At 61.6% G+C, this 21,780-nt stretch carries 22 protein-coding genes; 11 read left to right on the top strand and 11 right to left on the bottom strand.

Annotation, left to right across the window (positions count from 1 at the left end):
- The first annotated feature begins 27 nt into the window (after positions 1-27).
- From rodA to K5K89_RS25665, 8 genes are all read left to right on the top strand, one after another.
- A complete protein-coding gene (rodA, locus tag K5K89_RS25700) occupies positions 28-1,131 on the top strand; it encodes a rod shape-determining protein RodA (RefSeq protein WP_042570827.1) in 1,104 nt (367 codons plus the stop codon).
- Between the two features lie 17 nt (positions 1,132-1,148).
- Complete coding sequence (gene mltB / locus K5K89_RS25695) at positions 1,149-2,159, top strand: lytic murein transglycosylase B (protein WP_071489891.1); 1,011 nt, start codon at positions 1,149-1,151, stop codon at positions 2,157-2,159.
- Positions 2,159-3,157, top strand: a complete 999-nt coding sequence (locus tag K5K89_RS25690; protein ID WP_222540483.1) for a septal ring lytic transglycosylase RlpA family protein — start codon at positions 2,159-2,161, stop codon at positions 3,155-3,157. The genes mltB and K5K89_RS25690 overlap by 1 nt, the downstream gene beginning before the upstream one ends.
- 179 nt (positions 3,158-3,336) lie before the next feature.
- The gene (locus K5K89_RS25685) at positions 3,337-4,494 is read left to right on the top strand and encodes a D-alanyl-D-alanine carboxypeptidase family protein (protein ID WP_071489893.1); all 1,158 of its coding nucleotides are present in this window, start codon (positions 3,337-3,339) and stop codon (positions 4,492-4,494) included.
- Positions 4,495-4,578: 84 nt separating this feature from the next.
- Positions 4,579-4,860: a DUF493 domain-containing protein gene (locus K5K89_RS25680; protein WP_071489894.1), complete on the top strand. Its 282-nt coding sequence runs from the start codon at positions 4,579-4,581 to the stop codon at positions 4,858-4,860.
- The gene (gene lipB / locus K5K89_RS25675; protein ID WP_222540482.1) at positions 4,860-5,507 is read left to right on the top strand and encodes a lipoyl(octanoyl) transferase LipB; all 648 of its coding nucleotides are present in this window, start codon (positions 4,860-4,862) and stop codon (positions 5,505-5,507) included. The genes K5K89_RS25680 and lipB overlap by 1 nt, the downstream gene beginning before the upstream one ends.
- Before the next feature lie 26 nt (positions 5,508-5,533).
- On the top strand, positions 5,534-6,535 hold the full coding sequence (gene lipA, locus K5K89_RS25670; protein WP_162276411.1) for a lipoyl synthase: 1,002 nt from the start codon (positions 5,534-5,536) through the stop codon (positions 6,533-6,535).
- A 148-nt stretch (positions 6,536-6,683) separates the two neighbouring features.
- Positions 6,684-7,604: an LD-carboxypeptidase gene (locus K5K89_RS25665; RefSeq protein WP_222540481.1), complete on the top strand. Its 921-nt coding sequence runs from the start codon at positions 6,684-6,686 to the stop codon at positions 7,602-7,604.
- Between the two features lie 110 nt (positions 7,605-7,714).
- Here the strand turns inward: K5K89_RS25665 and K5K89_RS25660 are convergent, their stop codons facing one another.
- The 5 genes from K5K89_RS25660 to leuS form a co-directional block, all read right to left on the bottom strand.
- On the bottom strand, positions 7,715-9,040 hold the full coding sequence (locus K5K89_RS25660) for a lytic murein transglycosylase (protein ID WP_093529649.1): 1,326 nt from the start codon (positions 9,038-9,040) through the stop codon (positions 7,715-7,717).
- Between the two features lie 61 nt (positions 9,041-9,101).
- On the bottom strand, positions 9,102-9,266 hold the full coding sequence (gene arfA, locus K5K89_RS25655) for an alternative ribosome rescue factor ArfA (protein ID WP_071489899.1): 165 nt from the start codon (positions 9,264-9,266) through the stop codon (positions 9,102-9,104).
- 83 nt (positions 9,267-9,349) lie between these two features.
- Positions 9,350-10,387 (bottom strand): DNA polymerase III subunit delta, encoded by a 1,038-nt coding sequence (gene holA / locus K5K89_RS25650; RefSeq protein WP_058427766.1) that lies wholly within the window; start codon positions 10,385-10,387, stop codon positions 9,350-9,352.
- 39 nt (positions 10,388-10,426) lie between these two features.
- Positions 10,427-11,032: an LPS assembly lipoprotein LptE gene (lptE, locus tag K5K89_RS25645; protein ID WP_071489900.1), complete on the bottom strand. Its 606-nt coding sequence runs from the start codon at positions 11,030-11,032 to the stop codon at positions 10,427-10,429.
- A gap of 88 nt (positions 11,033-11,120) precedes the next feature.
- Positions 11,121-13,727: a leucine--tRNA ligase gene (leuS, locus tag K5K89_RS25640; protein WP_222540480.1), complete on the bottom strand. Its 2,607-nt coding sequence runs from the start codon at positions 13,725-13,727 to the stop codon at positions 11,121-11,123.
- A gap of 261 nt (positions 13,728-13,988) precedes the next feature.
- Between leuS and K5K89_RS25635 the strand changes: the two genes are divergently transcribed.
- The gene (locus tag K5K89_RS25635; RefSeq protein WP_092248154.1) at positions 13,989-14,306 is read left to right on the top strand and encodes a hypothetical protein; all 318 of its coding nucleotides are present in this window, start codon (positions 13,989-13,991) and stop codon (positions 14,304-14,306) included.
- A 98-nt stretch (positions 14,307-14,404) separates the two neighbouring features.
- Positions 14,405-15,166: a YdcF family protein gene (locus K5K89_RS25630; protein ID WP_071489903.1), complete on the top strand. Its 762-nt coding sequence runs from the start codon at positions 14,405-14,407 to the stop codon at positions 15,164-15,166.
- A gap of 62 nt (positions 15,167-15,228) precedes the next feature.
- On the opposite strand, the gene lnt is transcribed toward K5K89_RS25630, so the two are convergent.
- From lnt to miaB, 5 genes are all read right to left on the bottom strand, one after another.
- On the bottom strand, positions 15,229-16,752 hold the full coding sequence (gene lnt / locus K5K89_RS25625) for an apolipoprotein N-acyltransferase (RefSeq protein ID WP_092248159.1): 1,524 nt from the start codon (positions 16,750-16,752) through the stop codon (positions 15,229-15,231).
- An 8-nt stretch (positions 16,753-16,760) separates the two neighbouring features.
- Positions 16,761-17,600, bottom strand: a complete 840-nt coding sequence (locus tag K5K89_RS25620) for an HlyC/CorC family transporter (RefSeq protein WP_010206772.1) — start codon at positions 17,598-17,600, stop codon at positions 16,761-16,763.
- A 41-nt stretch (positions 17,601-17,641) separates the two neighbouring features.
- Positions 17,642-18,100 carry an rRNA maturation RNase YbeY gene (gene ybeY / locus K5K89_RS25615; RefSeq protein WP_071489905.1) on the bottom strand — a complete coding sequence of 153 codons (459 nt, stop codon included), beginning with the start codon at positions 18,098-18,100 and terminating at the stop codon, positions 17,642-17,644.
- Positions 18,093-19,097, bottom strand: coding sequence for a PhoH family protein (locus tag K5K89_RS25610; RefSeq protein ID WP_222540479.1), 1,005 nt, complete (start codon positions 19,095-19,097; stop codon positions 18,093-18,095). Before K5K89_RS25610 ends, ybeY begins: the two co-directional genes overlap by 8 nt.
- Positions 19,098-19,300: 203 nt before the next feature.
- The gene (gene miaB / locus K5K89_RS25605) at positions 19,301-20,629 is read right to left on the bottom strand and encodes a tRNA (N6-isopentenyl adenosine(37)-C2)-methylthiotransferase MiaB (RefSeq protein WP_071489907.1); all 1,329 of its coding nucleotides are present in this window, start codon (positions 20,627-20,629) and stop codon (positions 19,301-19,303) included.
- Positions 20,630-20,760: 131 nt separating this feature from the next.
- Between miaB and K5K89_RS25600 the strand changes: the two genes are divergently transcribed.
- Positions 20,761-21,087: a DUF1820 family protein gene (locus tag K5K89_RS25600; RefSeq protein WP_003194436.1), complete on the top strand. Its 327-nt coding sequence runs from the start codon at positions 20,761-20,763 to the stop codon at positions 21,085-21,087.
- An 8-nt stretch (positions 21,088-21,095) separates the two neighbouring features.
- On the opposite strand, the gene K5K89_RS25595 is transcribed toward K5K89_RS25600, so the two are convergent.
- The gene (locus K5K89_RS25595; RefSeq protein WP_071489908.1) at positions 21,096-21,650 is read right to left on the bottom strand and encodes a tetratricopeptide repeat protein; all 555 of its coding nucleotides are present in this window, start codon (positions 21,648-21,650) and stop codon (positions 21,096-21,098) included.
- Positions 21,651-21,780 lie beyond the last annotated feature (130 nt).

Genomic DNA, 21,780 nt, shown 5'->3' with positions numbered 1-21,780 from the left:
GACCGCATCCTCTCCAGTGAGGATGTGATGCGTCGCCGTGCGACGTTGCTGCAACGCATGCACATTGATGGCCCGCTGCTGATCCTGCTGCTGACCCTGGCGGCCGGCAGCCTGTTCGTGCTGTATTCGGCCAGCGGCAAGAACTGGGACCTGCTGATCAAGCAGGCGTCGTCGTTCGGCCTGGGCTTGTTGTCGATGGTGGTGATCGCTCAGCTCGAGCCGCGTTTCATGGCGCGCTGGGTGCCGTTGGGCTACGTCGCCGGGGTGTTGTTGCTGGTGGTGGTCGACGTGATGGGTCACAACGCCATGGGTGCGACCCGCTGGATCAACATTCCAGGGGTGATTCGCTTCCAGCCGTCGGAATTCATGAAGATCCTGATGCCCGCGACCATTGCCTGGTACCTGTCCAAGCGTACCTTGCCGCCGCAGCTCAAACATGTGGGCATCAGCCTGATCCTGATTGGCGTGCCGTTCATCCTGATCGTGCGCCAACCCGACCTCGGCACCTCGCTGCTGATCCTGGCGGGTGGCGCGTTCGTGCTGTTCATGGGCGGCTTGCGCTGGCGCTGGATCCTCAGCGTGCTTGCCGCTGCCGTGCCGGTGGCCGTGGCCATGTGGTTCTTCTTTATGCACGACTACCAGAAGCAGCGGATCCTCACGTTCCTCGACCCGGAAAGCGATCCGTTGGGTACCGGCTGGAACATCATCCAGTCGAAGGCCGCCATCGGCTCCGGCGGGGTATTTGGTAAGGGTTGGTTACTGGGCACCCAGTCGCACCTGGACTTTTTGCCCGAGAGCCACACCGACTTCATTATTGCGGTGATGGGCGAAGAGTTCGGCCTGGTGGGCATTTGCGCGCTGTTGCTGATCTATCTGCTGTTGATTGGTCGCGGCCTGGTGATCACCGCGCAGGCGCAGACGCTGTTCGGCAAATTGCTCGCCGGCGCCCTGACCATGACTTTTTTTGTTTACGTTTTCGTCAACATCGGTATGGTCAGTGGCCTGTTGCCGGTGGTTGGGGTGCCGTTGCCATTCATTAGCTACGGCGGAACTTCGCTGGTGACATTGCTGTCAGCGTTTGGGGTTTTGATGTCGATTCATACGCATCGCAAATGGATCGCACAGGTTTGAATAAGGTGAAGATGTCAATGCAAGTAATGCGCGGCTGGGCGACTCGGCACGCGTCCTGGATGGGCCTGATTGGGCTGCTGGGCGCAACGCAGGAGGCGCAGGCCGGTGACTATGATGGTTCACCCCAGGTCGCCGAATTTGTCGGTGAGATGACCCGCGACTATGGTTTCGCCGGTGAACAGCTGATGGGCGTGTTCCGCGAAGCCCAGAAAAAGCAGGCGATCCTCGACGCCATCTCGCGCCCCGCCGAACGTGTGAAGCAGTGGAAGGAATATCGCCCGATGTTCCTCACCGACGCCCGCGTGGCCCGTGGTGTGGACTTCTGGCGCCAGCACGAGGCCGTGCTGGCCCGCGCCGAGCAGGAGTACGGCGTGCCGGCCCAGGTCATCGTTGCGATCATTGGCATTGAAACCTTCTACGGGCGCAACACCGGCAGCTATCGGGTGATCGACGCCTTGTCGACCCTGGGCTTCGATTATCCGCCCCGCGCCGAGTTCTTCCGCAAGGAACTGCGCGAATTCCTGCTGCTGGCCCGCGAAGAGCAGGTCGACCCGCTGAGCCTCAAGGGTTCCTATGCCGGTGCGATGGGCTTGCCGCAGTTCATGCCGAGCAGCTTCCGCGCCTATGCAGTGGACTTCGACGGCGACGGGCATATCAATATCTGGAGCAACCCCGACGACGCCGTCGGCAGCGTGGCCAGCTACTTCAAGCGCCATGGCTGGGTCGCCGGCGAGCCGGTGGTGATCCGCGCCGATGTCAGTGGGGACCGCGTCGATGAAGGTCTGACTCAGGGCATCGAGCCGGCCAAGACGGTCGGGGAGTTGCGGGCGCTGGGCTGGTCGAGTCAGAATGCGCTGCCTGACGATATGCCGGTCACGGCATTCCGCCTTGAGGGCGAAAACGGCCCGGAATACTGGATGGGCCTGAAGAATTTCTACGCAATCACGCGTTATAACCGCAGTGTGATGTACGCCATGGCCGTGCATCAGCTGTCAGACATGCTGGTCCAAGCACGGGGCACTAAGTAATGCGGGCATCGCCGTTCAATCAACCGCTCAAGCTGGTGGCGTTCGTCGCGTTGTCCCTGCTGGTCGTCAGTTGCTCCACCAGCCGCGGTCCGGCGCAGAAGTCCGGGGGCACCGCAGTTCGTTCCCAGCCGGGCCTGGACATCAACCGTGCGCACAAAGACGGCGCGCCGTGGTGGGATGTCGATGTGTCGAAGATCCCGGACGCCACGCCCACCCTGCACACCGGTGCCTACAAGGCCAACCCGTACACCGTGCTGGGCAAGACCTATTTCCCGTTGCAGGACTCCAAGACCTACGTGCAATCGGGCACGGCGTCCTGGTACGGCACCAAGTTCCATGGCCAGAACACTGCCAACGGCGAAGTGTATGACCTGTATGGCATGAGTGCGGCGCACAAGACCCTGCCGCTGCCGAGCTATGTGCGGGTGACCAACCTGGACAACAACCGCACGGTGATCCTGCGCGTCAACGACCGTGGCCCGTTTTACTCGGACCGTATCATCGACCTGTCCTACGCCGCCGCGAAGAAACTCGGCTACGCCGAAACCGGCACTGCGCGGGTCAAGGTCGAAGGCATCGACCCGGCGCAGTACTGGGCCCAGCGCGGCAAGCCGGCGCCTTTGATGCTCAACGAGCCGCAGACACCACAACCGCAAATCACCGCATCGTCCGGCAAGGTCGAGCAGTGGACACCGCCGCCACAGCAGCACGCCCCGGACACCGTGGCTGTGCCGCAGGCTGCCCAGGGCGCGTCGCTGGCTGGCGGCCAATACTTGCAGGTGGGCGCTTTCGCCAACCCGGATGCGGCAGAACTGTTAAGGTCCAAGCTCAGCAGCATGGTCAACGCGCCGGTCTTCATCAGTTCCATCGTGCGTAACCAGCAGACATTGCACCGTGTGCGCATGGGCCCGATCGGCTCGCCGAGCGAAGTGGCGCAAGTGCAGAACAGCGTGCGCCTGGCCAACCTGGGGCAACCCAGCGTGGTCACCGCTGAATAAACAGAATTGATGGTTCTGGCCCGTGCGCGGGGCAGGGCTGTGGTTGTTGGCTCGTTGAACAATAAAAACCCGGGGGCAAGGGGTGAGCGGGCAACCGAACACGTGACAGTCTGGTAGCGGGCTGTCTGAATAAGTTTTGCCCGCGAGGGCAAGTTTCCATAAGCAATTTCGAGAGACGGATGAACATCACCACCTTAGCCAAACGCACGTGCCTGCTTCTTTCGCTGATCATCACCCCGGCCGCCTGGGCGGTTGAAATGGTGCCGGCTTCCCCGCAACTGGCTGCCAAGGCCTGGGTCCTCATGGATGCCGCCAGCGGCAACGTGCTGGTCGAGAACAACGGTGACCAGCGCCTGCCACCGGCCAGCCTGACCAAACTGATGACCGCCTACATCGCGACCCTGGAAATCCGTCGCGGCCAGATCGGCGAGAACGACCCGGTTACCGTCAGTGAAAACGCCTGGCGTACCGGCGGTTCGCGGATGTTCATCAAGGTGGGTTCGCAGGTGACTGTGAGCGACCTGCTGCACGGCATCATCATCCAGTCCGGTAACGACGCCAGCGTCGCCCTGGCCGAGCACATCGCCGGCAGCGAAGACGCGTTCGCCGACATGATGAACAAAACCGTGGCCGACCTGGGCATGACCAACAGCCACTTCATGAACCCGACCGGCCTGCCGAACCCGGAGCACTACTCGTCGGCGCACGACATGGCGATCCTGGCGCGCGCGATCATTCGTGTCGACCCGGTGCACTACGCGATCTACTCCCAGAAGGAGTTCTTCTGGAACAACATCAAGCAGCCTAACCGCAACCTGCTGCTGTGGCGCGACAAGACCGTCGACGGTCTGAAAACCGGCCACACCGAAGAAGCCGGCTACTGCATGGTGTCGTCCGCTGTGCGCGACGGCCAACGCCTGATCGCCGTAGTCTTCGGCACCAACAGCGAGCAGGCCCGTGCGGCCGAGACGCAGAAACTGCTGACCTACGGTTTCCGTTTCTTCGAAACCCAGACCTTCTACCAGAAGGGTACTGAGCTGGCGACCGCGCCGGTGTGGAAGGGCGCTACCTCCCAAGTCAAGGCTGGCCTGGCTGAAGACCTGACCCTGACCATGCCTAAAGGCCAGCTGAAGAAGCTGGCTGCCAGCATGACCATGAACCCGCAACTGGTTGCGCCCATCGCCAAGGGCGACGTGATCGGTAAAGTCGAAGTGAAGCTGGACGACAAGGTGGTGCACAGCGCCGACCTGATCGCCCTGGACGCCGTCGACGAAGGTGGTATCTTCCGCCGCGTGTGGGATAGCATCCGTCTATTCTTCTACAGCCTGTTCAACTGATTGTGTGCACCTGCAAAGCCCCGTGTTGATCCGACGCGGGGCTTTGCCCGTCGCCACGGCTTACGCTTACGAGGCCGTTACGCCATGACCGATAAAGAAGCAGAAGTAAAGGCGCCCAAGATCGAGTTCCCAGTGACGGATTATCCCGTCAAGGTGATCAGCGATACCGGCGTGGGCCGTAAGGACACGATTCTCGCGATCGTTCGCAAATACGCGACGATCAATGACAACCGCGTGGACGAGCGTCAAAGCTCCACCGGCAAATACACCACGATCCAGTTGCACATCGTTGCGACGGATCAGGACCAGCTCTACAACATCAACAGCGAACTGCGGGCCACCGGCTTCGTGCACATGGTGCTGTGATGTCACAGGTCCTGGGCTTTCGCGAGCTCGGCCGGATGGACTACGAGCCCGTCTGGCACGCCATGCAGCGCTTCACTAACAAGCGCGGCACGTCGGCCCCCGATGAGATCTGGCTGGTGGAACACCCGCCCGTGTTCACCCAGGGCCAGGCCGGCAAGGCCGAACATCTGCTGCTGCCGGGGGAAATTCCGGTGGTGCAGGTCGACCGAGGTGGCCAAGTGACTTACCATGGGCCCGGCCAACTCGTGGCTTATTTGCTGCTGGATGTGCGCAAGCTGGGGTTTGGCGTGCGCGACCTGGTCAGCCGCATGGAGGCTTGCCTGATCGAGCTGCTGGCCAGTTACGGAGTGACTGCTGCGGCCAAGCCGGATGCGCCGGGTGTGTACGTTGACGGCGCGAAGATCGCCTCCCTGGGGCTGCGGATCCGTCACGGTTGCTCTTTTCATGGCCTGGCCCTGAACGTGGACATGGACCTGGCACCGTTCCGGCGGATCAACCCGTGTGGCTATGCCGGGTTGGCGATGACGCAACTGAGCGACCACGCCACACCGATTAAATTTGCCGAGGTAAGTGCCCGGCTGCGTGCGCAGCTCGTCAAACACCTCGACTATGCTGAGCAGACGACCCTTACGGGCGGAATCGACTGATTATGACTACTGATGCAGTGCAAACCATGATCCCGACGGTGGACGTTACCGAACGCCCAGCCCCGGTCCCGCGTGCCAAGGTAGAAGCCGGCGTCAAGCTGCGCGGCGCCGAGAAGGTTGCACGCATCCCGGTGAAGATCATTCCGACCACCGAACTGCCGAAGAAACCCGACTGGATCCGCGTGCGCATCCCGGTTTCGCCGGAAGTCGACCGTATCAAGGCGCTGCTGCGCAAACACAAGCTGCACAGCGTCTGCGAAGAGGCCTCCTGCCCGAACCTGGGCGAGTGCTTCTCCGGCGGCACCGCCACCTTCATGATCATGGGTGACATCTGCACCCGTCGTTGCCCGTTCTGCGACGTTGGCCACGGCCGTCCGAAGCCACTGGACGTCAACGAGCCGGAAAGCCTGGCCATCGCCATCGCCGACCTGCGCCTCAAGTACGTGGTGATCACCTCGGTAGACCGCGACGACCTGCGTGACGGCGGTGCCCAGCACTTTGCCGACTGCATCCGCGAAATCCGCAAGCTGTCGCCGAACGTGATGCTCGAAACCCTGGTGCCGGACTACCGCGGTCGCATGGACGTGGCGCTGGAAATCACCGCAGCCGAGCCGCCGGATGTGTTCAACCACAACCTGGAAACCGTGCCACGCCTGTACAAGGCCGCGCGTCCGGGTTCGGACTACCAGTGGTCGCTGACCCTGCTGCAGAAATTCAAGCAGATGATGCCGCACATCCCGACCAAGTCCGGCTTGATGCTGGGCCTGGGCGAGACCGACGAAGAAGTCATCGAAGTCATGAAGCGCATGCGCGAACACGACATCGACATGCTGACCCTCGGCCAGTACCTCCAACCGTCCCGCAGCCACTTGCCGGTGCAGCGTTTCGTGCACCCGGACACCTTCGCCTGGTTCGCCGAGGAAGGCTACAAGATGGGCTTCAAGAACGTGGCGTCTGGCCCGCTGGTGCGTTCTTCGTACCATGCGGACGAGCAGGCCAAGCTGGTCAAGGCAAGCCTGGTTTCCTGATAGCGCTGTGAGCGGCACCGCAGGTTAATGTGGGAGGGGGCTTGCCCCCGATAGCGGACTGTCAGTCAACACTTCTGATACTGATACACCGCCATCGGGGACAAGCCCCCTCCCACAGTTGTTTCGCGTTAGCCAAGGAGAGTCGTGGATGACCGCTGCAGTACCTGCCCTCCGTAGCGAAGGCACCATCGCCCTGATCGCCCCCGCCGGCCCCGCGACCCTGGACGTTGAAAGAGCCGGCCAATGGATGCGCACCCGCGGCTACGACCTGCGCATCTTCCCGGGTGTCTATGAACGCGACGGCTACCTCGCCGGCAGCGATAAAACCCGCCTCAACGACCTGCACAAAGCTTTCGCCGACCCTGAAATCGACGCCATCTTCTGCCTGCGTGGCGGCTACGGCACGCCGCGCCTGCTCGATAGCCTGGACTTCGACCTGCTACGCGCCAATGCCAAACCCTTCGTGGGTTACAGCGACATCACCGCGCTGCACCTGGCAATCAGCCGTTACGCCGGCTTCGTGACCTTCCATGGGCCGATGCTCAACGCCGATCTCTTGGGCGACAAGCAACCACCTACCGAGTCTTCATTGTTCAGCATGCTGCGCGGCCAGTTGGGCGCTGGTAGCGAGTTGATGCACCCCGTGGCGTACCCGCTGACCACAATCGAGCCTGGCATTGCCTGTGGACGCTTGCTGGGTGGCAATCTGTCGATGATCGCGGCAGTCATGGGCACACCCTTTGAGATCGACGCAGATGGCATCATCCTGTTGATCGAGGACGTCAACGAGCCGATCTACCGTATCGACCGCCTGCTGACGCACCTGCGCCTGGCGGGCAAGCTGGAGCAGGTCGCCGGCGTGCTGGTAGGAGACGTGGCGGGTGTAGATCAGGGTGCGCTGGAGCGCTTGCTCAAGCAGACCTTCGAGCCATTGCGCATCCCGGTGTTGTCCGGTTGGCGCAGTGGGCATTGCGACCCGAACCTGACGTTGCCGATGGGCGCATTGGTGCGGTTGGATGCGGGGGAGCAGCGGGTGGTGTTGGAGCAGGATGTAGTGCTCAAAGCCTGAGTTTTTGTGGCCTGTCAGGCGTCATCGGGGCAAGCCCCCTCCCACAATGGAGTGCTGTTGGAATGTGGGAGGGGGCTTGCCCCCGATAGCGATAGCCGCCATAGGCAGATCTATCGATTCTGCAACGACTCCAGCAGCTTCACCGTCGGATACCCATCCGCCGGCCAGCCCAAGGCCTGCTGCGCCGCACGAATCGCCTTGCGCGTATTGGCGCCGATAATCCCATCCGGGTTGCCCGCGTCATAGCCGTTGGCACTCAAGGCCGTCTGCAAGTCGATGCGCTGCGAGCGGCTCAATGGCAGCTCATCCTTCGGCCAATCGCCACGAATCACTCCACCGCCACCAAAGCGTTCCGACAACAAGCCAACCGCCAGTGCATAGGACGAGGAGTTGTTGTACTTGAGGATCGCACGGAAGTTATCCAGCACCAGGAACGCCGGGCCACGGTAGCCGGCCGGCAACAGCAGCGCAGCTGAGAGTTGGTCGACGTTGGGCGGCATGCTTGCGCCTGGCGGCAGTTGGATACCCAGTTTCAGCCATTCTGCGACCGTCTTGCGGATGCCGCCATCGGCCAGGGCGTAATCGAAGTTCGCCGGCAGTTGTTTCACTTCGAAACCCCACGGTTGGCCTTTCTGCCAGCCGGAGCTCTGCAGGTAGTGTGCGGTGGAGGCGAGGGCGTCTGACGGGCTGTTCCAGATATCGCGGCGACCGTCGCCATCGAAGTCGACGGCGTGGGTGTTGTAGGTGGTCGGGATAAATTGGGTCTGGCCCATGGCGCCGGCCCAGGAGCCTTTCATCTGGTCGGCCTGGATATCGCCGTGCTGGATGATCTGCAGCGCCGCCAGCAATTGCGCCTGGGCAAATGCCGGGCGGCGGCCTTCGTAGGCCAGGGTCGCTAGGGAGCGGATCACCGAGTTGTTGCCCTGGAACTGGCCGAAGTTACTTTCCATGCCCCATACCGACACCAGCGCCTGGCGGTCGACGCCATAACGTTGTTCGATGCTTTGCAGGATGTCGGCGTACTTGACCAGCAACGCCTGGCCGTTGCGCACGCGCACGGGCGACAGGGCGCCGTCGAGGTATTCCCACACCGGGCGGGAAAACTCCGGCTGGCTGCGGTCGGCGCGGATCACCGCCATGTCGGGGGTAACGTTGGCGAATGCGTTGTCGAACACGGCGGCGGTGATGCCGGCCTGCAGGGCTTGCACGCGGAAGGCCGCCTGCCATTCGGCGAAGGTCTGGGTCGGCTGGATATCAAGATTATCCACAGCCAGCGGGGCCACGACAGCGGGCGCAACCACAGGGGCGGTCTGGAGCTTGGGCAGCGGTTGAGCGTCGGCGGCGGTGGGTTTCTCCGCACAGGCGACGAGCAGGATGAGGCTGGAGGCAGCGATCAGTTGGCGAAAGTGCCAACGACGGGAAAGACTAGAGGGCATGCACAGGTCCAGGGATTGCAAATCAGGTGCAGACCTTATCATGCCAGAGGGCTGCTTGCCTTCAGGCAGCCAGAAAGTAAGAAGCCTCCCAGCTTTTAGACTGGAAGGCTTCGCGGCGGTAGCTGCCTTTGCCCTTGCCGGCGCGTTCCTGACGGCTACGGAACAGTGGCTGGGCGATGATGGATTTGGCCTTGTTGGGGCCATGCTTGGATGGCTTTTTGCTCATGGTCGTTACTCTCGTTGGGTGGTTGAAGCGGTGCAAATCATCTGCCGATGTTGCGCCGCTGTAAAGCCCTTCGAGAGGTAGGACTATTCTGCCGGCAATGTCAGGCGCTGGCCGGCCATCAACAATGATAAACGGCTCAGGCTCATCCACGGCGAACCCGCCGCCTGGCCCTTGATCTGCGCGTCGATGCGTTGCGCTTCCAGCAGCAATTGCGCCCAGCGTTGCGCCGAGTGCCGCTGCAGTGCTTTGCTCATCAAGGGTTTGCGCTTGTCCCACACCGGTGGCTTGGCCTGGCTGAAGCATTTGTCCAGCGGCGTACCCTGGCTATATTGCAGGGCAATATTGGCCAGCACCCGCAGTTCCCGGGCCAGGGCCCAGAGAATCACCGGCGGTTCCACACCTTCGCCGCGCAGGCCTTCGAGCATGCGCAGGGCGTGGGCGGGCTCACCGTTGAGGATCGCATCCACCAGCCCGAACACATCAAAGCGTGCACTGTCAGCCACGGCGCCCTGGACGGTCTCGACGGTAATCTGCCCGTCTTCGGCCATCAGCTTGAGCTTTTCGATCTCCTGGGCAGCGGCCAGCAAATTGCCTTCAACCCGGGCGGCGATCAACTCCACTGCGTCCTGGGTCGCCGACAGTCCCGACTGCGACAGCCGCTGGCGAATCCATTGCGGCAACTGGCTGCTGTCCACCGGCCAGATCTGGATGAACTGGGTCTGCGCCCCTTCCACCAGAGCCTTGCCCCACTTGGTTTTCTGCGCGCTGCCATCAAGCTTGGGCAGGCTGATCAACAGCACGGTGTCTTCGGCGGGGCGCGAGCAGTATTCCATCAGGGCGGCCGCGCCTTTGTCGCCAGGCTTGCCCGAAGGCAGGCGCAGTTCCAGCAGGCGCTTCTCGGCAAACAGTGACATGCTCGCACCGGCCTGCAGCAGCGTGCCCCAGTCGAAGCTGGCGTCGGCGCTGAAGACCTGGCGTTCGTCGAAACCTTGCTGGCGTGCCGCCGTGCGAATGGCATCGGCGGCTTCCTGACACAGCAGCGGATCATCACCGCTGACAATGTAGACAGGCGCAAGGCCACCTTGCAGGTGTTTGGCGAGTTGGGCGGGGGCGAGTTTCATAGGCGGGATAAACGGGGCGCTTGGGGCGCCCCGTCCGGCTTACTCGACAGGGACTTCAACAGGCGACTGTTTCGGTGTGTTGTCTTCGTACTCTTGGGCAGCTTTCAGCGCGTCGGCGTCAGCCTTGGCCTTGTTGTCAGCTTGTTGCTGCAAGGCTTCCAGCTGCTGTGGCGTCAGGAACTGCAGGCGAACCATCATGCGCTGGATCAGTTCCCGGCGCATTTCCTTGCGCACCTGGACAACTTCCGAGTCCGAACCCACCAAGTTGTTGCCGTCGTGGCTGACAACCTTCTGCACCTGAACCTTGTCGCCCATCAACGGCTGGTTATTCAGGCCTTGCACTTCAAAATTGAGCACCGTGCTCAGCTCGATATCCGACGCACGGCCGGCGCTGGCGTAGCTCAGGCTGCGCTGGGTTTCTTTCTCATCCACCAGCACCAGTTTGTAGGTCGCGCCGGTGTAGACGTGCACGCCGCTGTTTTCCAGGACCTGACGCAGTTGCACCACAGTATCGCCGTAAGCATTGCGGGCGCTGACGTCCAGTTCCTTGATCGCCAGTTGATTGGTGCCGGTGCCGCGTAGTTGGAAGCCGCAAGCGCTCAGCAGCACGGCAAGGCCCATCACCAGCAAATTGCGTTTGATCATTTTGTTGCTCCCCTTGAAACCATGTGGGCCTTATAGAGGCCCTGAAGGCTTTATTCAGCGCAGAGCCCAAACCCTGCGCCCAATCCGATTAGCTAGCGACGATATTGACCAGTTTGCCAGGCACCACGATCACTTTGCGGATCGTCAGGCCTTCGGTAAAGCGCAGCACGTTTTCGTTGATGCGGGCAGCCGCCTCGACGTCTTCGCGGCTGGCCGTGGCCGGCATGTCGATCTGGCCACGCAGTTTACCGTTAACCTGGATGACCAGTTGCAGCGTGTCCTGTACCAGGGCGCTGTCATCCTGCACCGGCCAGCGCGCATCGATGACGGCGTCGCTGTGGCCCAGGCGGTTCCACAGGTCGTGGCTGATGTGCGGCGTGATCGGCGCCAGCAGCAGGGTGACCGTTTCCAGGCCTTCCTGTACCAGTGCACGATCCTGCTCAGTCACTTGTGGGGCTTTTTCCAGCACGTTCATCAGCGTCATCACCTGGGCGATAGCGGTGTTGAACTTGTGGTTCTGGCCCACATCCTGGCTGGCTTGCTTGATGGCCAGGTGGGTGCTGCGGCGAATGAGTTTCTGCTCGTCGCTCAAGGCGGCCACGTCCAGTTTGCCCGGCAGGCCCTGGCTGATGTGAGCGTGCGCCAGGCGCCAGACGCGCTTGAGGAAACGGTGCGAGCCTTCGACGCCGGAGTCGGACCATTCGGCGCTCATGTCAGGCGGCGAGGCGAACATCATGAACAGGCGGCAGGTGTCCGCGCCGAACTGATCGATCATCGACTGCGGGTCAACGCCATTGTTCTTGGACTTGGCCATCTTCTCGGTGCCGCCGATTTCCACCGGCAGGCCGTCGGCGATCAGCTTGGCGCTGACGACCTTGGCTTTGCTGTCGCGCTCAAGCTCGACGTCGGCCGGGTTGAACCAGGTATAAGCGCCGTTGGCTTCGCGGCGATAGTAAGTCTCGGCGACCACCATGCCTTGTGTCAGCAGGTTCTTGAACGGTTCATCGGAACTCACCAGGCCTTCGTCACGCATCAGCTTGTGGAAGAAGCGCGCGTACAACAGGTGAAGGATGGCGTGTTCGATACCGCCGATATACTGGTCAACCGGCAACCAGTGGTCGGCCGCGGATTTCTCTACCAGGCCGCCTTCATAGTGCGGCGAGGCGTAGCGGGCGTAGTACCACGAGGACTCCACGAAGGTGTCCATGGTGTCGGTTTCACGTTTGGCAGGTGCGCCGCATTTCGGGCAACTGCACTCGTAGAATTCGGGCATGCGCGCCAATGGCGAACCGGCGCCGTCCGGCACCACGTCTTCAGGCAGGACGACCGGCAGTTGGTCTTCCGGTACTGGCACGTCGCCACAGCTTTCGCAGTGGATGATCGGGATCGGGCAGCCCCAGTAGCGCTGGCGGCTGATGCCCCAGTCGCGCAGGCGGAACTGGGTGCGCGAGGCACCGAGGTTTTTCTTGATCAGGGCGACTTCAATAGCGTCGAAGGCGCCCTGGAAGTCCAGGCCATCAAACTCGCCGGAATTGATCAGCTCACCGTGCTCGCCGTAGGCGTCCTGCCACGGGGCCGGATTGGTGTCGCCCGAGCTGGTACGCACCACGGACTTGATCGGCAGGCTGTACTTGGTGGCGAATTCGAAATCGCGCTCGTCGTGAGCCGGCACAGCCATTACAGCGCCATCGCCGTAGTGCATCAGCACGTAGTTGGCCACCCACACCGGCAGCTTTTCACCGGTAAGTGGGTGCTCGACGAACAGGCCGGTCGGCAGGCCTTTTTTCTCCTGGGTGGCGACGTCGGCCTCGGCCACGCTACCGCCTTTGCATTCGGCGATGAACGCCTGCAACTCAGGGTTGTTCTGTGCAGCCTGGGTGGCCAGCGGGTGTTCGGCGGCCACGGCGACGTAGGTCGCGCCCATCAGGGTATCCGGGCGGGTGGTGAAGACTTTCAGTGCGCCCGCTTCGCCGATCGAGTCGACGTTGTACGGGAACTGCACTTCCATGCCCTTGGATTTGCCGATCCAGTTGCGTTGCATGGTCTTGACCTGCTCCGGCCAGCCCGGCAGGTCGTCGAGGCTCGACAACAGTTCATCCGCGTAGGCGGTGATCTTGAAGTAGTACATCGGGATTTCGCGCTTTTCGATCAGCGCGCCGGAGCGCCAGCCGCGACCGTCGATCACTTGCTCGTTGGCAAGGACGGTCTGGTCGATCGGGTCCCAGTTCACGGTGCCGCTTTTTTTGTAGATCACACCTTTTTCGAACAGGCGCGTGAACAGCCATTGTTCCCAGCGGTAGTAATCCGGCTTGCAGGTGGTGACTTCGCGGGACCAGTCCACCGCCAGGCCCAGGCTGCGCAGCTGGGTCTTCATGTAGGCGATGTTTTCGTAGGTCCACTTGGCGGGGGCCACGTTGTTTTTCATCGCGGCGTTTTCCGCCGGCATGCCGAAGGCGTCCCAACCCATGGGTTGCAGGACGTTCTTGCCTTGCATGCGCTGGTAACGGGAAATCACGTCGCCGATGGTGTAGTTACGCACGTGCCCCATGTGTAGTTTGCCGCTGGGGTAAGGGAACATCGATAGGCAGTAGTAAGTCTCCTTGCCTGGCTGTTCACTGACTTCAAAGGACTTGTGCTCGTCCCAGAAGGTTTGGGCGGCATTTTCTATTTCACGGGGCTGATATTGTTCGTGCATGGCTACTTTTGAACTGAATAGGGGTGGCCTAATCCTCTTCGGTGCAACATTCAGGTTGATCGACACCAAAAAGCGGCGCGTCCGTGCCCAAACCCTGCGGGAAGTGGAGTTACAGGAAGCGCCGTAGCATACATGACCCCACTCTATCGAGGGAAACCCTGATTGCTCTGGCAGGGCCGTCTGTCGCGGCGCCGGGCAGGCGCAGCCACGGGGGCTACGCTGTTTATTGGGGAGCAAGTCTTTCTTCAATGAGGTGAGGGGATGGTTGAATCGCAGCGAATCGTAACGAAACCGGAAATCTACGAAGGACTGATCGACCGATTGGGTCGTGCATTGGATGCAGCGAGGACAGCGGGCCGATTGCGTGATGAACGGCCTGTGGAGTTGGAACTGCGCGGTTTAACCCGTGCGGAGCTGGAACTGATCAAGGCTTTTCTGGAACGGAATGGGCGCGGTGCGCCTCCTCTGGTGGCAACCCCGCCACCCAAGGAGCCCACGCACTCTGCCAAGGTGGTGTGGCTCAAGGACTTGTCGGTCGGTCGCGGCCCGGAAAAACGCCGCTTCGTACGCTACAAGTAGTTCACTCCCCCAGAGCAACACCTTCGCGTCATGTCACGGTAAAGATTGTCGCTAAACCCCGTTACACCTTAGGCTTCGGGCATCTTTGGAGATGCCCGATGCCTATTCGTTACTTCATCAAACAACTGCTCCTGCCGCCCGGCATTCTTTTGCTGTTGCTGGCCCTTGCCTGGTGGTTTCGGCGCAGCCGGCCACGCTTGGCGGGTTGCTGCTTTGCGCTGGGGTTTGGCGGTATGTGGCTGATCAGCCTGCCGGTGATGGTGGAGTGGGGCGCGCGAGCCCTGGAGACCGAGCCGCCGTTGGCGCGGGAAGACTGGTCGACGCTGGCGCAGCGCGCCGATGCGATCGTGGTGTTGGGCTCCGGGCGGGAGCGCGGGGACCCGGCCTGGGGCACTGATCAGCCGACGGGTACCGGCCTGGAGCGCCAGCGCTATGCCGCACGATTGGCCAAGGCCTCCGGGCTGCCGGTGCTGACTACCGGCGGCCTGCATTACGGCACACCACCCAGCGAGGCGGAACTGATGGCGGTATCGATGCAGGATGACTTCGGCGTGACAGTGCGCTGGAAGGAAGAACGCAGCCGAACCACCTGGGAAAACGCGCAGATGAGCGCGGAAATTCTCTTGCCCGAAGGCATCAAGCGCGTGGTGGTGGTGACCCAGGCCTGGCACATGCCGCGTTCGGTGTGGAGCTTCGAGAAGGCCGGTTTCACCGTGGTGCCTGCGCCGGTGGGCTTCCTGGGCGTGGATAACGCCCGGCCACTGGGTGGCTGGATGCCGGAGTTCGTATCAGTGTGGCGCAGCGGGCAGTTGATCAACGAAGCGGTGGGGCAGCTGGGTTATCGGTTGTTCTATCGATAACACGGCAGATCAACATCTGGGAGGGGGGCAAGCCCCCTTCCACATTGGTTATGGGTTGTCTGTCAGACGGTTTTGGACATGCGGCCCGCCAGCAGCGCCCAACCGAACAGCCCCAGGCACAGGATAATCAACGGCCACGAACGCCATTGCAGGTACGGCGTGAGGTTGTGCATCGGCACCACTTCGCCGTAGAGAATGCCGCGTTCGAATTGCGGGATCTGCGCCGTGATCTGTCCAAACGGGTTGATCAGGCCGGTCACGCCATTGTTGGTGGCGCGGATCATCCAGCGCCCGGCTTCCAGCGCGCGCATCTGCGCCATTTGCAGGTGCTGCAACGGGCCGATGGAGCGGCCGAACCAGGTGTCGTTGCTGATGGTCAGCAGCAGATCGCTCTGGGCCGACAGGCCGGCGGCGAATTCCGGGTACACCACTTCGTAGCAAATGAACGGCGCAATCTGATAACCCTTGGCCTGCAGCATCGCCTGGTCAGAGGGACCGCGGGCGAAGTCCGACATCGGTAGATCAAAAAAGGCAATCAGGCCACGCAACATGTCCTGCAGCGGCACGTATTCACCGAACGGCACCAGCTTCTGCTTGAGGTAGGTACCGTCGCCTTCGCCGACCACGGTGATGCCATTGAAGTAGCGCTTCTGGTGGTGCACTTCCTGGCGAATCGGTACCCCGGTGATCAGCGCGGTGTGCCGGTCGGCGGCGAACTTGCCCATCATGCCCAGGTAGCCTTCGACAGACTCCTTGAGCACCGGCACCGCCGTTTCCGGCCATACCAGCAAGTCGACACGCTTGGAGCTGAAGCTCATGTCGCGATACAGCGCGAGCTGCGCGTTGAGCTGCTCCGGGTCCCACTTCATGCTCTGTTCGACGTTGCCCTGGATGGCGGCCACGCTCAGCGGCGCGCCGGACGGACTGGTCCAGGCGTGATGCTTGAGTGCCAGGCCGATCGCCCAGGGTGCTACCAGCAATACCAGGCCGGCACCGATAAAGGCGTTGCGCTTGCCGGCCAGCAGGCGCGGCAGGTTGCACAGCAGCGCGGCGGTGAGTGCCAGGGCAAAGGAGATCAGCCACATCCCGCCCAGCGGCGCGAGGCCGGTGAGCGGGCCATCGAGTTGGCTGTACCCGGAATACAACCATGGGAAACCGGTGAGGAACCAGCCACGAAATGCTTCCTGGCCCACCCACAACGCCGCGAAGGTCAGGGCATCGGCCAGCGGCGCTTCGTTGCGACGCAACCAGCGCGCCCACAGCCAGGCGGGGAGGGCGAAGAACCAGGCGATGGCAGCGGTGAACAGCAGCATCAGGAACCCCGCCAGCAACACCGAAGCGCCGCCGAAGTGGTGGATGCTGTAGTAGATCCAGCTGGTGCCGGCGCCGAACAGGCCGAAGCCGAAACACCAGCCACGGCCCAGGGCCTGGCGTGGGCTCAGTTCCCGCAGCCCGACATAGAACAGGCCGACCGCCACCAGCGCAAAAGGCCACAGGTCGAACGGCGCCAGCGCCAGGGTGGTGATGGCGCCGGCCACCACGGCCAGCAAATTACCGGGCCAGCCGGGGCGGGTTAGGCGCTGCATGTCATTCCTTAGCGGGCAATTGGTGTCAGGCGGATCAGGTGGATGCGACGGCTGTCGGCATTCAGGATGCGGAAGCGATACGCGCCGATCTCGGTGGTTTCGTTACGCTTGGGCAGGTGCCCGAACGCACTCATCACCAGGCCGCCAACGGTGTCGAACTCATCGTCGGAGAATTCGCTGTCGAAGAACTCGTTGAAGTTCTCGATCGGCGTCAGCGCCTTGATCAGGAAGTCACCGCTGGGCAGTGGCTTGATGTAGCTGTCTTCTTCCACGTCGTGTTCGTCTTCGATATCGCCGACGATCTGTTCCAGCACGTCTTCAATCGTCACCAGGCCAGCGACGCCGCCGTATTCGTCGATCACAATGGCCATGTGATTGTGGTTGGCGCGGAATTCGCGCAGCAGCACGTTCAGGCGCTTGGATTCAGGCACGAAGGTGGCCGGACGCAGCAAGTCCTTGATATTGAAGCTGTCGCCGTTTTCCTTGAGGATCAGCGGCAGAAGGTCCTTGGCCAGCAGGACGCCCATGACATCGTCATGGCTTTCACCGATCACCGGGTAGCGCGAGTGCGCCGAGTCGATCACGGCCGGGAGGAACTCCCGTGGGGTCTGGGTCGCCTTGATGCTGATCATCTGCGAGCGCGGGACCATAATGTCCCGTACTTGCAGGTCAGCCACCTGGATGGCGCCCTCGACAATGGCCAGCGCTTCGCTGTCCAGCAACTTGTTCTGATGGGCCTCGCGCAGCAGCTCCAACAGCTCCTGGCGGTTTTTCGGCTCGTGGGCAAAAGCCTGGGTCAGTTTACCCAGCCATGACTTCTGCCCGTTGCTCGATCGGTCTTCGCTCATAGCGATTACTCTGAATCCTTTATTGTTACAGTTGAGTGTTTTTAAGCTTCGTCGTCGGCATATGGGTCCGGATGACCCAATTCTGCAAGCAACGTTTGTTCCAGTGTTTCCATTTCCTCGGCTTCCTCATCGTCTATATGGTCGTAACCCAAGAGATGCAAGCAGCCGTGGATGACTAGATGGGCCCAGTGGGCTTCAAGTTCCTTGCCTTGTTCCTTTGCCTCGCGCTCCACCACGGCGACACAGATGACCAGATCGCCCAGCAACGGGATATCCAGCAGCTCATCCGGCACATCGGCGGGGAAGGACAGCACGTTGGTCGCGTAATCCTTCTGGCGCCAGGTGTGATTCAGTTCGCGGCCCTCGGGCTCGTCCACCAGGCGAATGGTCAGTTCCGAGTCGGCGGTGCGCTGGCGCAGGGCCAGGTCGCACCACTGACGGAACTGGGCTTCGCTGGGGGCGGGCGCTTCGGTGGCCAGCTGCAGGTCTAGCTCAAGCATCGCGGCGAATGTCCTTGGCCGGTGCATCGTCGCGATGGTCGAAGCGCTCGTAGGCTTCGACGATGCGCTGCACCAGCGGGTGACGAACCACATCCTTGGGCATGAAGTGCGTGAAGCTGATGCCCGGCACGTCCTTGAGCACCTCGATCACCTGGGCCAGGCCCGACTTGGTGCCTTTGGGCAGGTCGACCTGGGTGACATCACCAGTGATCACGGCGGTGGAGCCGAAACCGATGCGGGTGAGGAACATCTTCATCTGCTCGACCGTGGTGTTCTGGCTTTCGTCGAGGATGATGAAGCTGTTGTTCAAGGTACGACCACGCATGTAGGCCAGCGGGGCGATCTCGATCACCTGGCGTTCGATCAGCTTGGCCACGTATTCGAAGCCGAGCATCTCGTACAGTGCGTCGTAGAGCGGGCGCAGGTACGGGTCGATCTTCTGGGCGAGGTCGCCGGGCAGGAAGCCGAGCTTCTCGCCAGCCTCGACCGCCGGGCGTACCAGCAGGATGCGGCGCACTTGCTCGCGCTCCAGCGCATCGACCGCACAGGCCACGGCCAGGTAAGTCTTGCCGGTACCGGCGGGGCCGATGCCGAAGTTGATGTCGTTGCCGAGGATTTCCTTGACGTACTTCTGCTGATTCAAGCCGCGCGGGCGAATCATGCCTTTTTTGGTACGCAGGGCCACGCTGGCTTCGGCCACGGGGTTATTGGCTAGGTCTTCGACGGCCGATTCCTGCAGGTACAGGTGCACGGTTTCCGGCGACAGCTCGCTACCCTTGGTTTCACGGTAGAGGCGGCGCAGCAGGTTTTCTGCGGACGTGGTGTGTTGGGGTTCACCAATGAGCTCGAACTGATTGCCGCGATTGCGGATCTCGATGCTCAGGCGTTGTTCGATGAGGCGCAGGTGCTCGTCGAACTGTCCGCACAGATTGGCGAAACGGCGAGCCTCAAAGGGCTCGAGGAGAAAACGATGGGGTTCTGCTATGGGTGCGTTCAAGGTTGTTTTTAGCCGCCCTTTGGCTGTTGAGGTGAAAGAGAGAATAACGCCAGCTGCCCGTGCGCGAAAGCACTTACGTCATCGGAATGTTGCGCGGTCAGAATGTGGGAGGGCGCTTGCCCCCGATAGCGCCGGTTCAGATAAAACATCTGTATCTGACACGCCGTCAGCGGGGGCAAGCCCCCTCCCACCTAATCAGGCAATTATTGCCGCAATGACCCGCGCAACGAATGCGGCTGCGCCGCATCGATGTGCACATCGGCAAACTGGCCGATCAGGGTCGGATTATCGCAACGGAAGTTTACGATTCGGTTGTTCTCGGTACGCCCCTGCAATTCGCCCGGGTCTTTTTTCGAATAGTCGGTGACCAGGATGCGCTGGACAGACCCGACCATTTGTCGGCTGATCTCGAAACCCTGCTGGTTCAAGCGGTGTTGCAGCGCATTGAGGCGCTCTTTTTTCAGCGCTTCCGGGGTGTCGTCCGCCAGGTCGGCCGCCGGGGTACCGGGGCGTTGGCTGTAGACGAACGAATAGGAGAAGTCGAAACCGACGTCTTCGATCAGCTTCATGGTCTGCTCGAAGTCTTTCTCGGTCTCGCCGGGGAAGCCGACGATAAAGTCCGAACTGATGCAGATGCCCGGCACCGCTGCGCGCAATTTGCGCAGTTTGGATTTGTATTCCAGGGCGGTGTGGTTGCGCTTCATGGCCGCCAGGATGCGGTCCGAGCCCGATTGCACCGGCAAGTGCAGGTGCTTGACCAGTTCCGGCACTTCAGCGTGGGCCTGGATCAGGCTGTCGGAGAACTCCAGCGGGTGTGAGGTGGTGTAGCGGATGCGCTCGATACCGTCCACGGCAGCCACCACGCGGATCAGCTCCGCCAGGTCGGCCAGGCGGCCATCCTCGGTCAGGCCGCGGTAGCCATTGACGTTCTGGCCCAGCAGGGTCACTTCGCGCACGCCGTTTTCGGCCAGGTGGATGATTTCCGACAGCACATCATCAAATGGCCGGCTGACTTCTTCACCGCGTGTGTAGGGCACCACGCAGAAGGTGCAGTACTTGCTGCAGCCTTCCATCACTGACACGTAGGCGCTTGGCCCATCGATACGGGGTTCGGGCAAGTGGTCGAATTTTTCGATCTCCGGGAACGACACATCCACCTGCGGCAGCTTGGTAACGCGCGCGGCATCGATCATTTCCGGCAGGCGGTGCAGGGTCTGCGGACCGAAGACCACGTCGACATAAGGTGCGCGGTCGCGGATCGCGGCGCCTTCCTGGCTGGCCACGCAACCGCCGACGGCGATCACCATGTCCGGGTTGGCCAGCTTCAATTCGCGCCAGCGGCCCAGCTGCGAGTACACACGGTCCTGGGCCCGCTCGCGGATCGAGCAGGTATTGAGCAGGATCACGTCGGCATCTTCGGCGCGGGCGGTGACTTCCAGGGCCTGGTGTTCGCCCAGCAGATCGACCATGCGCGAGCTGTCGTACTCGTTCATCTGGCAACCGTGGGTTTCGATGTATAGCTTCTTGGCCATGGGAATCGTCAACTGGTGGTAAAGAACCGCGCATTATAGGGGGCATGCCCATTGGTTCCTAGCGTTGTGCATCGGGTGCCATGCTATAGTTCGCGCCCTCTTTTATATCCCCGATGTGTTGTTCGCCCACCATGACCAAACGTGAAGCTCCAATCTACAAGGTGATTTTCCTCAACCAGGGCCAGGTGTTCGAAATGTACGCCAAGCAGATCTATCAAAGTGATCTGTGGGGTTTCCTGGAGGTGGAAGAGTTCGTCTTTGGCGAGCGCACCCAGTTGGTCGTCGACCCGGGCGAAGAGAAGCTCAAGGCGCAGTTCGAAGGCGTGGTGCGCAGCTTTGTGCCGATGCATTCGATTGTGCGCATCGATGAAGTCGAGCGCCTGGGCACGCCGAAGATCAGCGAGGCGCGGGGCACCAGCAATGTGATGCCATTTCCGATGCCAATGCCGGAGAAGTAAGGCGGCTGTCAGGGCAGCGGTGAGAAGGGCGAACGCCCATCGGCGCTCTGCAGTTCCAGAAGGTAGTTGCGGAAAATCTGGCCCAGCACCTGGGTCGCCACTTCCAGTTCATCGCGCTGCATGTGCTCGGCGACTTCGTCGGCGGTGTCCAGCGCGTCTTCAGCGCCGTTGACCGCGGCCATTTTCAGCACGATGTAGGCCTGGACGTTGTTGGCCGGCACGCCTTCGCCTTTGAAGAACATGTTGCCCAACTGGAATTGCGCTTGGGCATGGCCCTGCAACGACGCTTTCTCGAAGTAGCTCAAGGCCTTGTTGAGGTCGCGGGCAGGGTTCTTGCTGTCGTGGAAGTACTCGCCCAACTCGTATTGCGCCTGCGCATCCCCGCCGTCGGCCTGCTTCTGGCACGCGCTCAGGGCTTCGGCCTGGCTGTCTGGCTGGGTATTGAGGGTGCAACGACCCATCGCTGGGATTAACAACGAGTTGCCGCCTGCTTGTGCATGTGCCAGCAGCGGCTGAAGGAGCAACAGGCAGCCCAGAACCAGGGTGCGGCCGGTGCGTTTCATGGGAATCGACTTACCTCTGACGGGGCACGCGGACCCTCGGGGGATCCAATAAGCGCGCATTATGAAATAAGCAGGCCTCTGCTTACAAAGTCTTTACTCGTTTTTCTGCTGCTTGGCCAAGTTATCTGCC

This window comes from Pseudomonas sp. DR208 (assembly GCF_019823005.1).
GTDB lineage: Bacteria > Pseudomonadota > Gammaproteobacteria > Pseudomonadales > Pseudomonadaceae > Aquipseudomonas > Aquipseudomonas extremorientalis.
Note: the sequence above shows the minus strand (reverse complement) of the source record. Positions and strands in the feature narration are given on the sequence as shown.

Bases quoted from the DNA above. Each gene is read 5' to 3' on its own strand.
- rodA (WP_042570827.1), top strand. From the start codon at position 28: ATGCGTCGCCGTGCGACGTTGCTGCAACGCATGCACATTGATGGCCCG.
- mltB (WP_071489891.1), top strand. From the start codon at position 1,149: ATGCAAGTAATGCGCGGCTGGGCGACTCGGCACGCGTCCTGGATGGGC.
- K5K89_RS25690 (WP_222540483.1), top strand. From the start codon at position 2,159: ATGCGGGCATCGCCGTTCAATCAACCGCTCAAGCTGGTGGCGTTCGTC.
- K5K89_RS25685 (WP_071489893.1), top strand. From the start codon at position 3,337: ATGAACATCACCACCTTAGCCAAACGCACGTGCCTGCTTCTTTCGCTG.
- K5K89_RS25680 (WP_071489894.1), top strand. From the start codon at position 4,579: ATGACCGATAAAGAAGCAGAAGTAAAGGCGCCCAAGATCGAGTTCCCA.
- lipB (WP_222540482.1), top strand. From the start codon at position 4,860: ATGTCACAGGTCCTGGGCTTTCGCGAGCTCGGCCGGATGGACTACGAG.
- lipA (WP_162276411.1), top strand. From the start codon at position 5,534: ATGATCCCGACGGTGGACGTTACCGAACGCCCAGCCCCGGTCCCGCGT.
- K5K89_RS25665 (WP_222540481.1), top strand. From the start codon at position 6,684: ATGACCGCTGCAGTACCTGCCCTCCGTAGCGAAGGCACCATCGCCCTG.
- K5K89_RS25660 (WP_093529649.1), bottom strand. From the start codon at position 9,040: ATGCCCTCTAGTCTTTCCCGTCGTTGGCACTTTCGCCAACTGATCGCT.
- arfA (WP_071489899.1), bottom strand. From the start codon at position 9,266: ATGAGCAAAAAGCCATCCAAGCATGGCCCCAACAAGGCCAAATCCATC.
- holA (WP_058427766.1), bottom strand. From the start codon at position 10,387: ATGAAACTCGCCCCCGCCCAACTCGCCAAACACCTGCAAGGTGGCCTT.
- lptE (WP_071489900.1), bottom strand. From the start codon at position 11,032: ATGATCAAACGCAATTTGCTGGTGATGGGCCTTGCCGTGCTGCTGAGC.
- leuS (WP_222540480.1), bottom strand. From the start codon at position 13,727: ATGCACGAACAATATCAGCCCCGTGAAATAGAAAATGCCGCCCAAACC.
- K5K89_RS25635 (WP_092248154.1), top strand. From the start codon at position 13,989: ATGGTTGAATCGCAGCGAATCGTAACGAAACCGGAAATCTACGAAGGA.
- K5K89_RS25630 (WP_071489903.1), top strand. From the start codon at position 14,405: ATGCCTATTCGTTACTTCATCAAACAACTGCTCCTGCCGCCCGGCATT.
- lnt (WP_092248159.1), bottom strand. From the start codon at position 16,752: ATGCAGCGCCTAACCCGCCCCGGCTGGCCCGGTAATTTGCTGGCCGTG.
- K5K89_RS25620 (WP_010206772.1), bottom strand. From the start codon at position 17,600: ATGAGCGAAGACCGATCGAGCAACGGGCAGAAGTCATGGCTGGGTAAA.
- ybeY (WP_071489905.1), bottom strand. From the start codon at position 18,100: ATGCTTGAGCTAGACCTGCAGCTGGCCACCGAAGCGCCCGCCCCCAGC.
- miaB (WP_071489907.1), bottom strand. From the start codon at position 20,629: ATGGCCAAGAAGCTATACATCGAAACCCACGGTTGCCAGATGAACGAG.
- K5K89_RS25600 (WP_003194436.1), top strand. From the start codon at position 20,761: ATGACCAAACGTGAAGCTCCAATCTACAAGGTGATTTTCCTCAACCAG.
- K5K89_RS25595 (WP_071489908.1), bottom strand. From the start codon at position 21,650: ATGAAACGCACCGGCCGCACCCTGGTTCTGGGCTGCCTGTTGCTCCTT.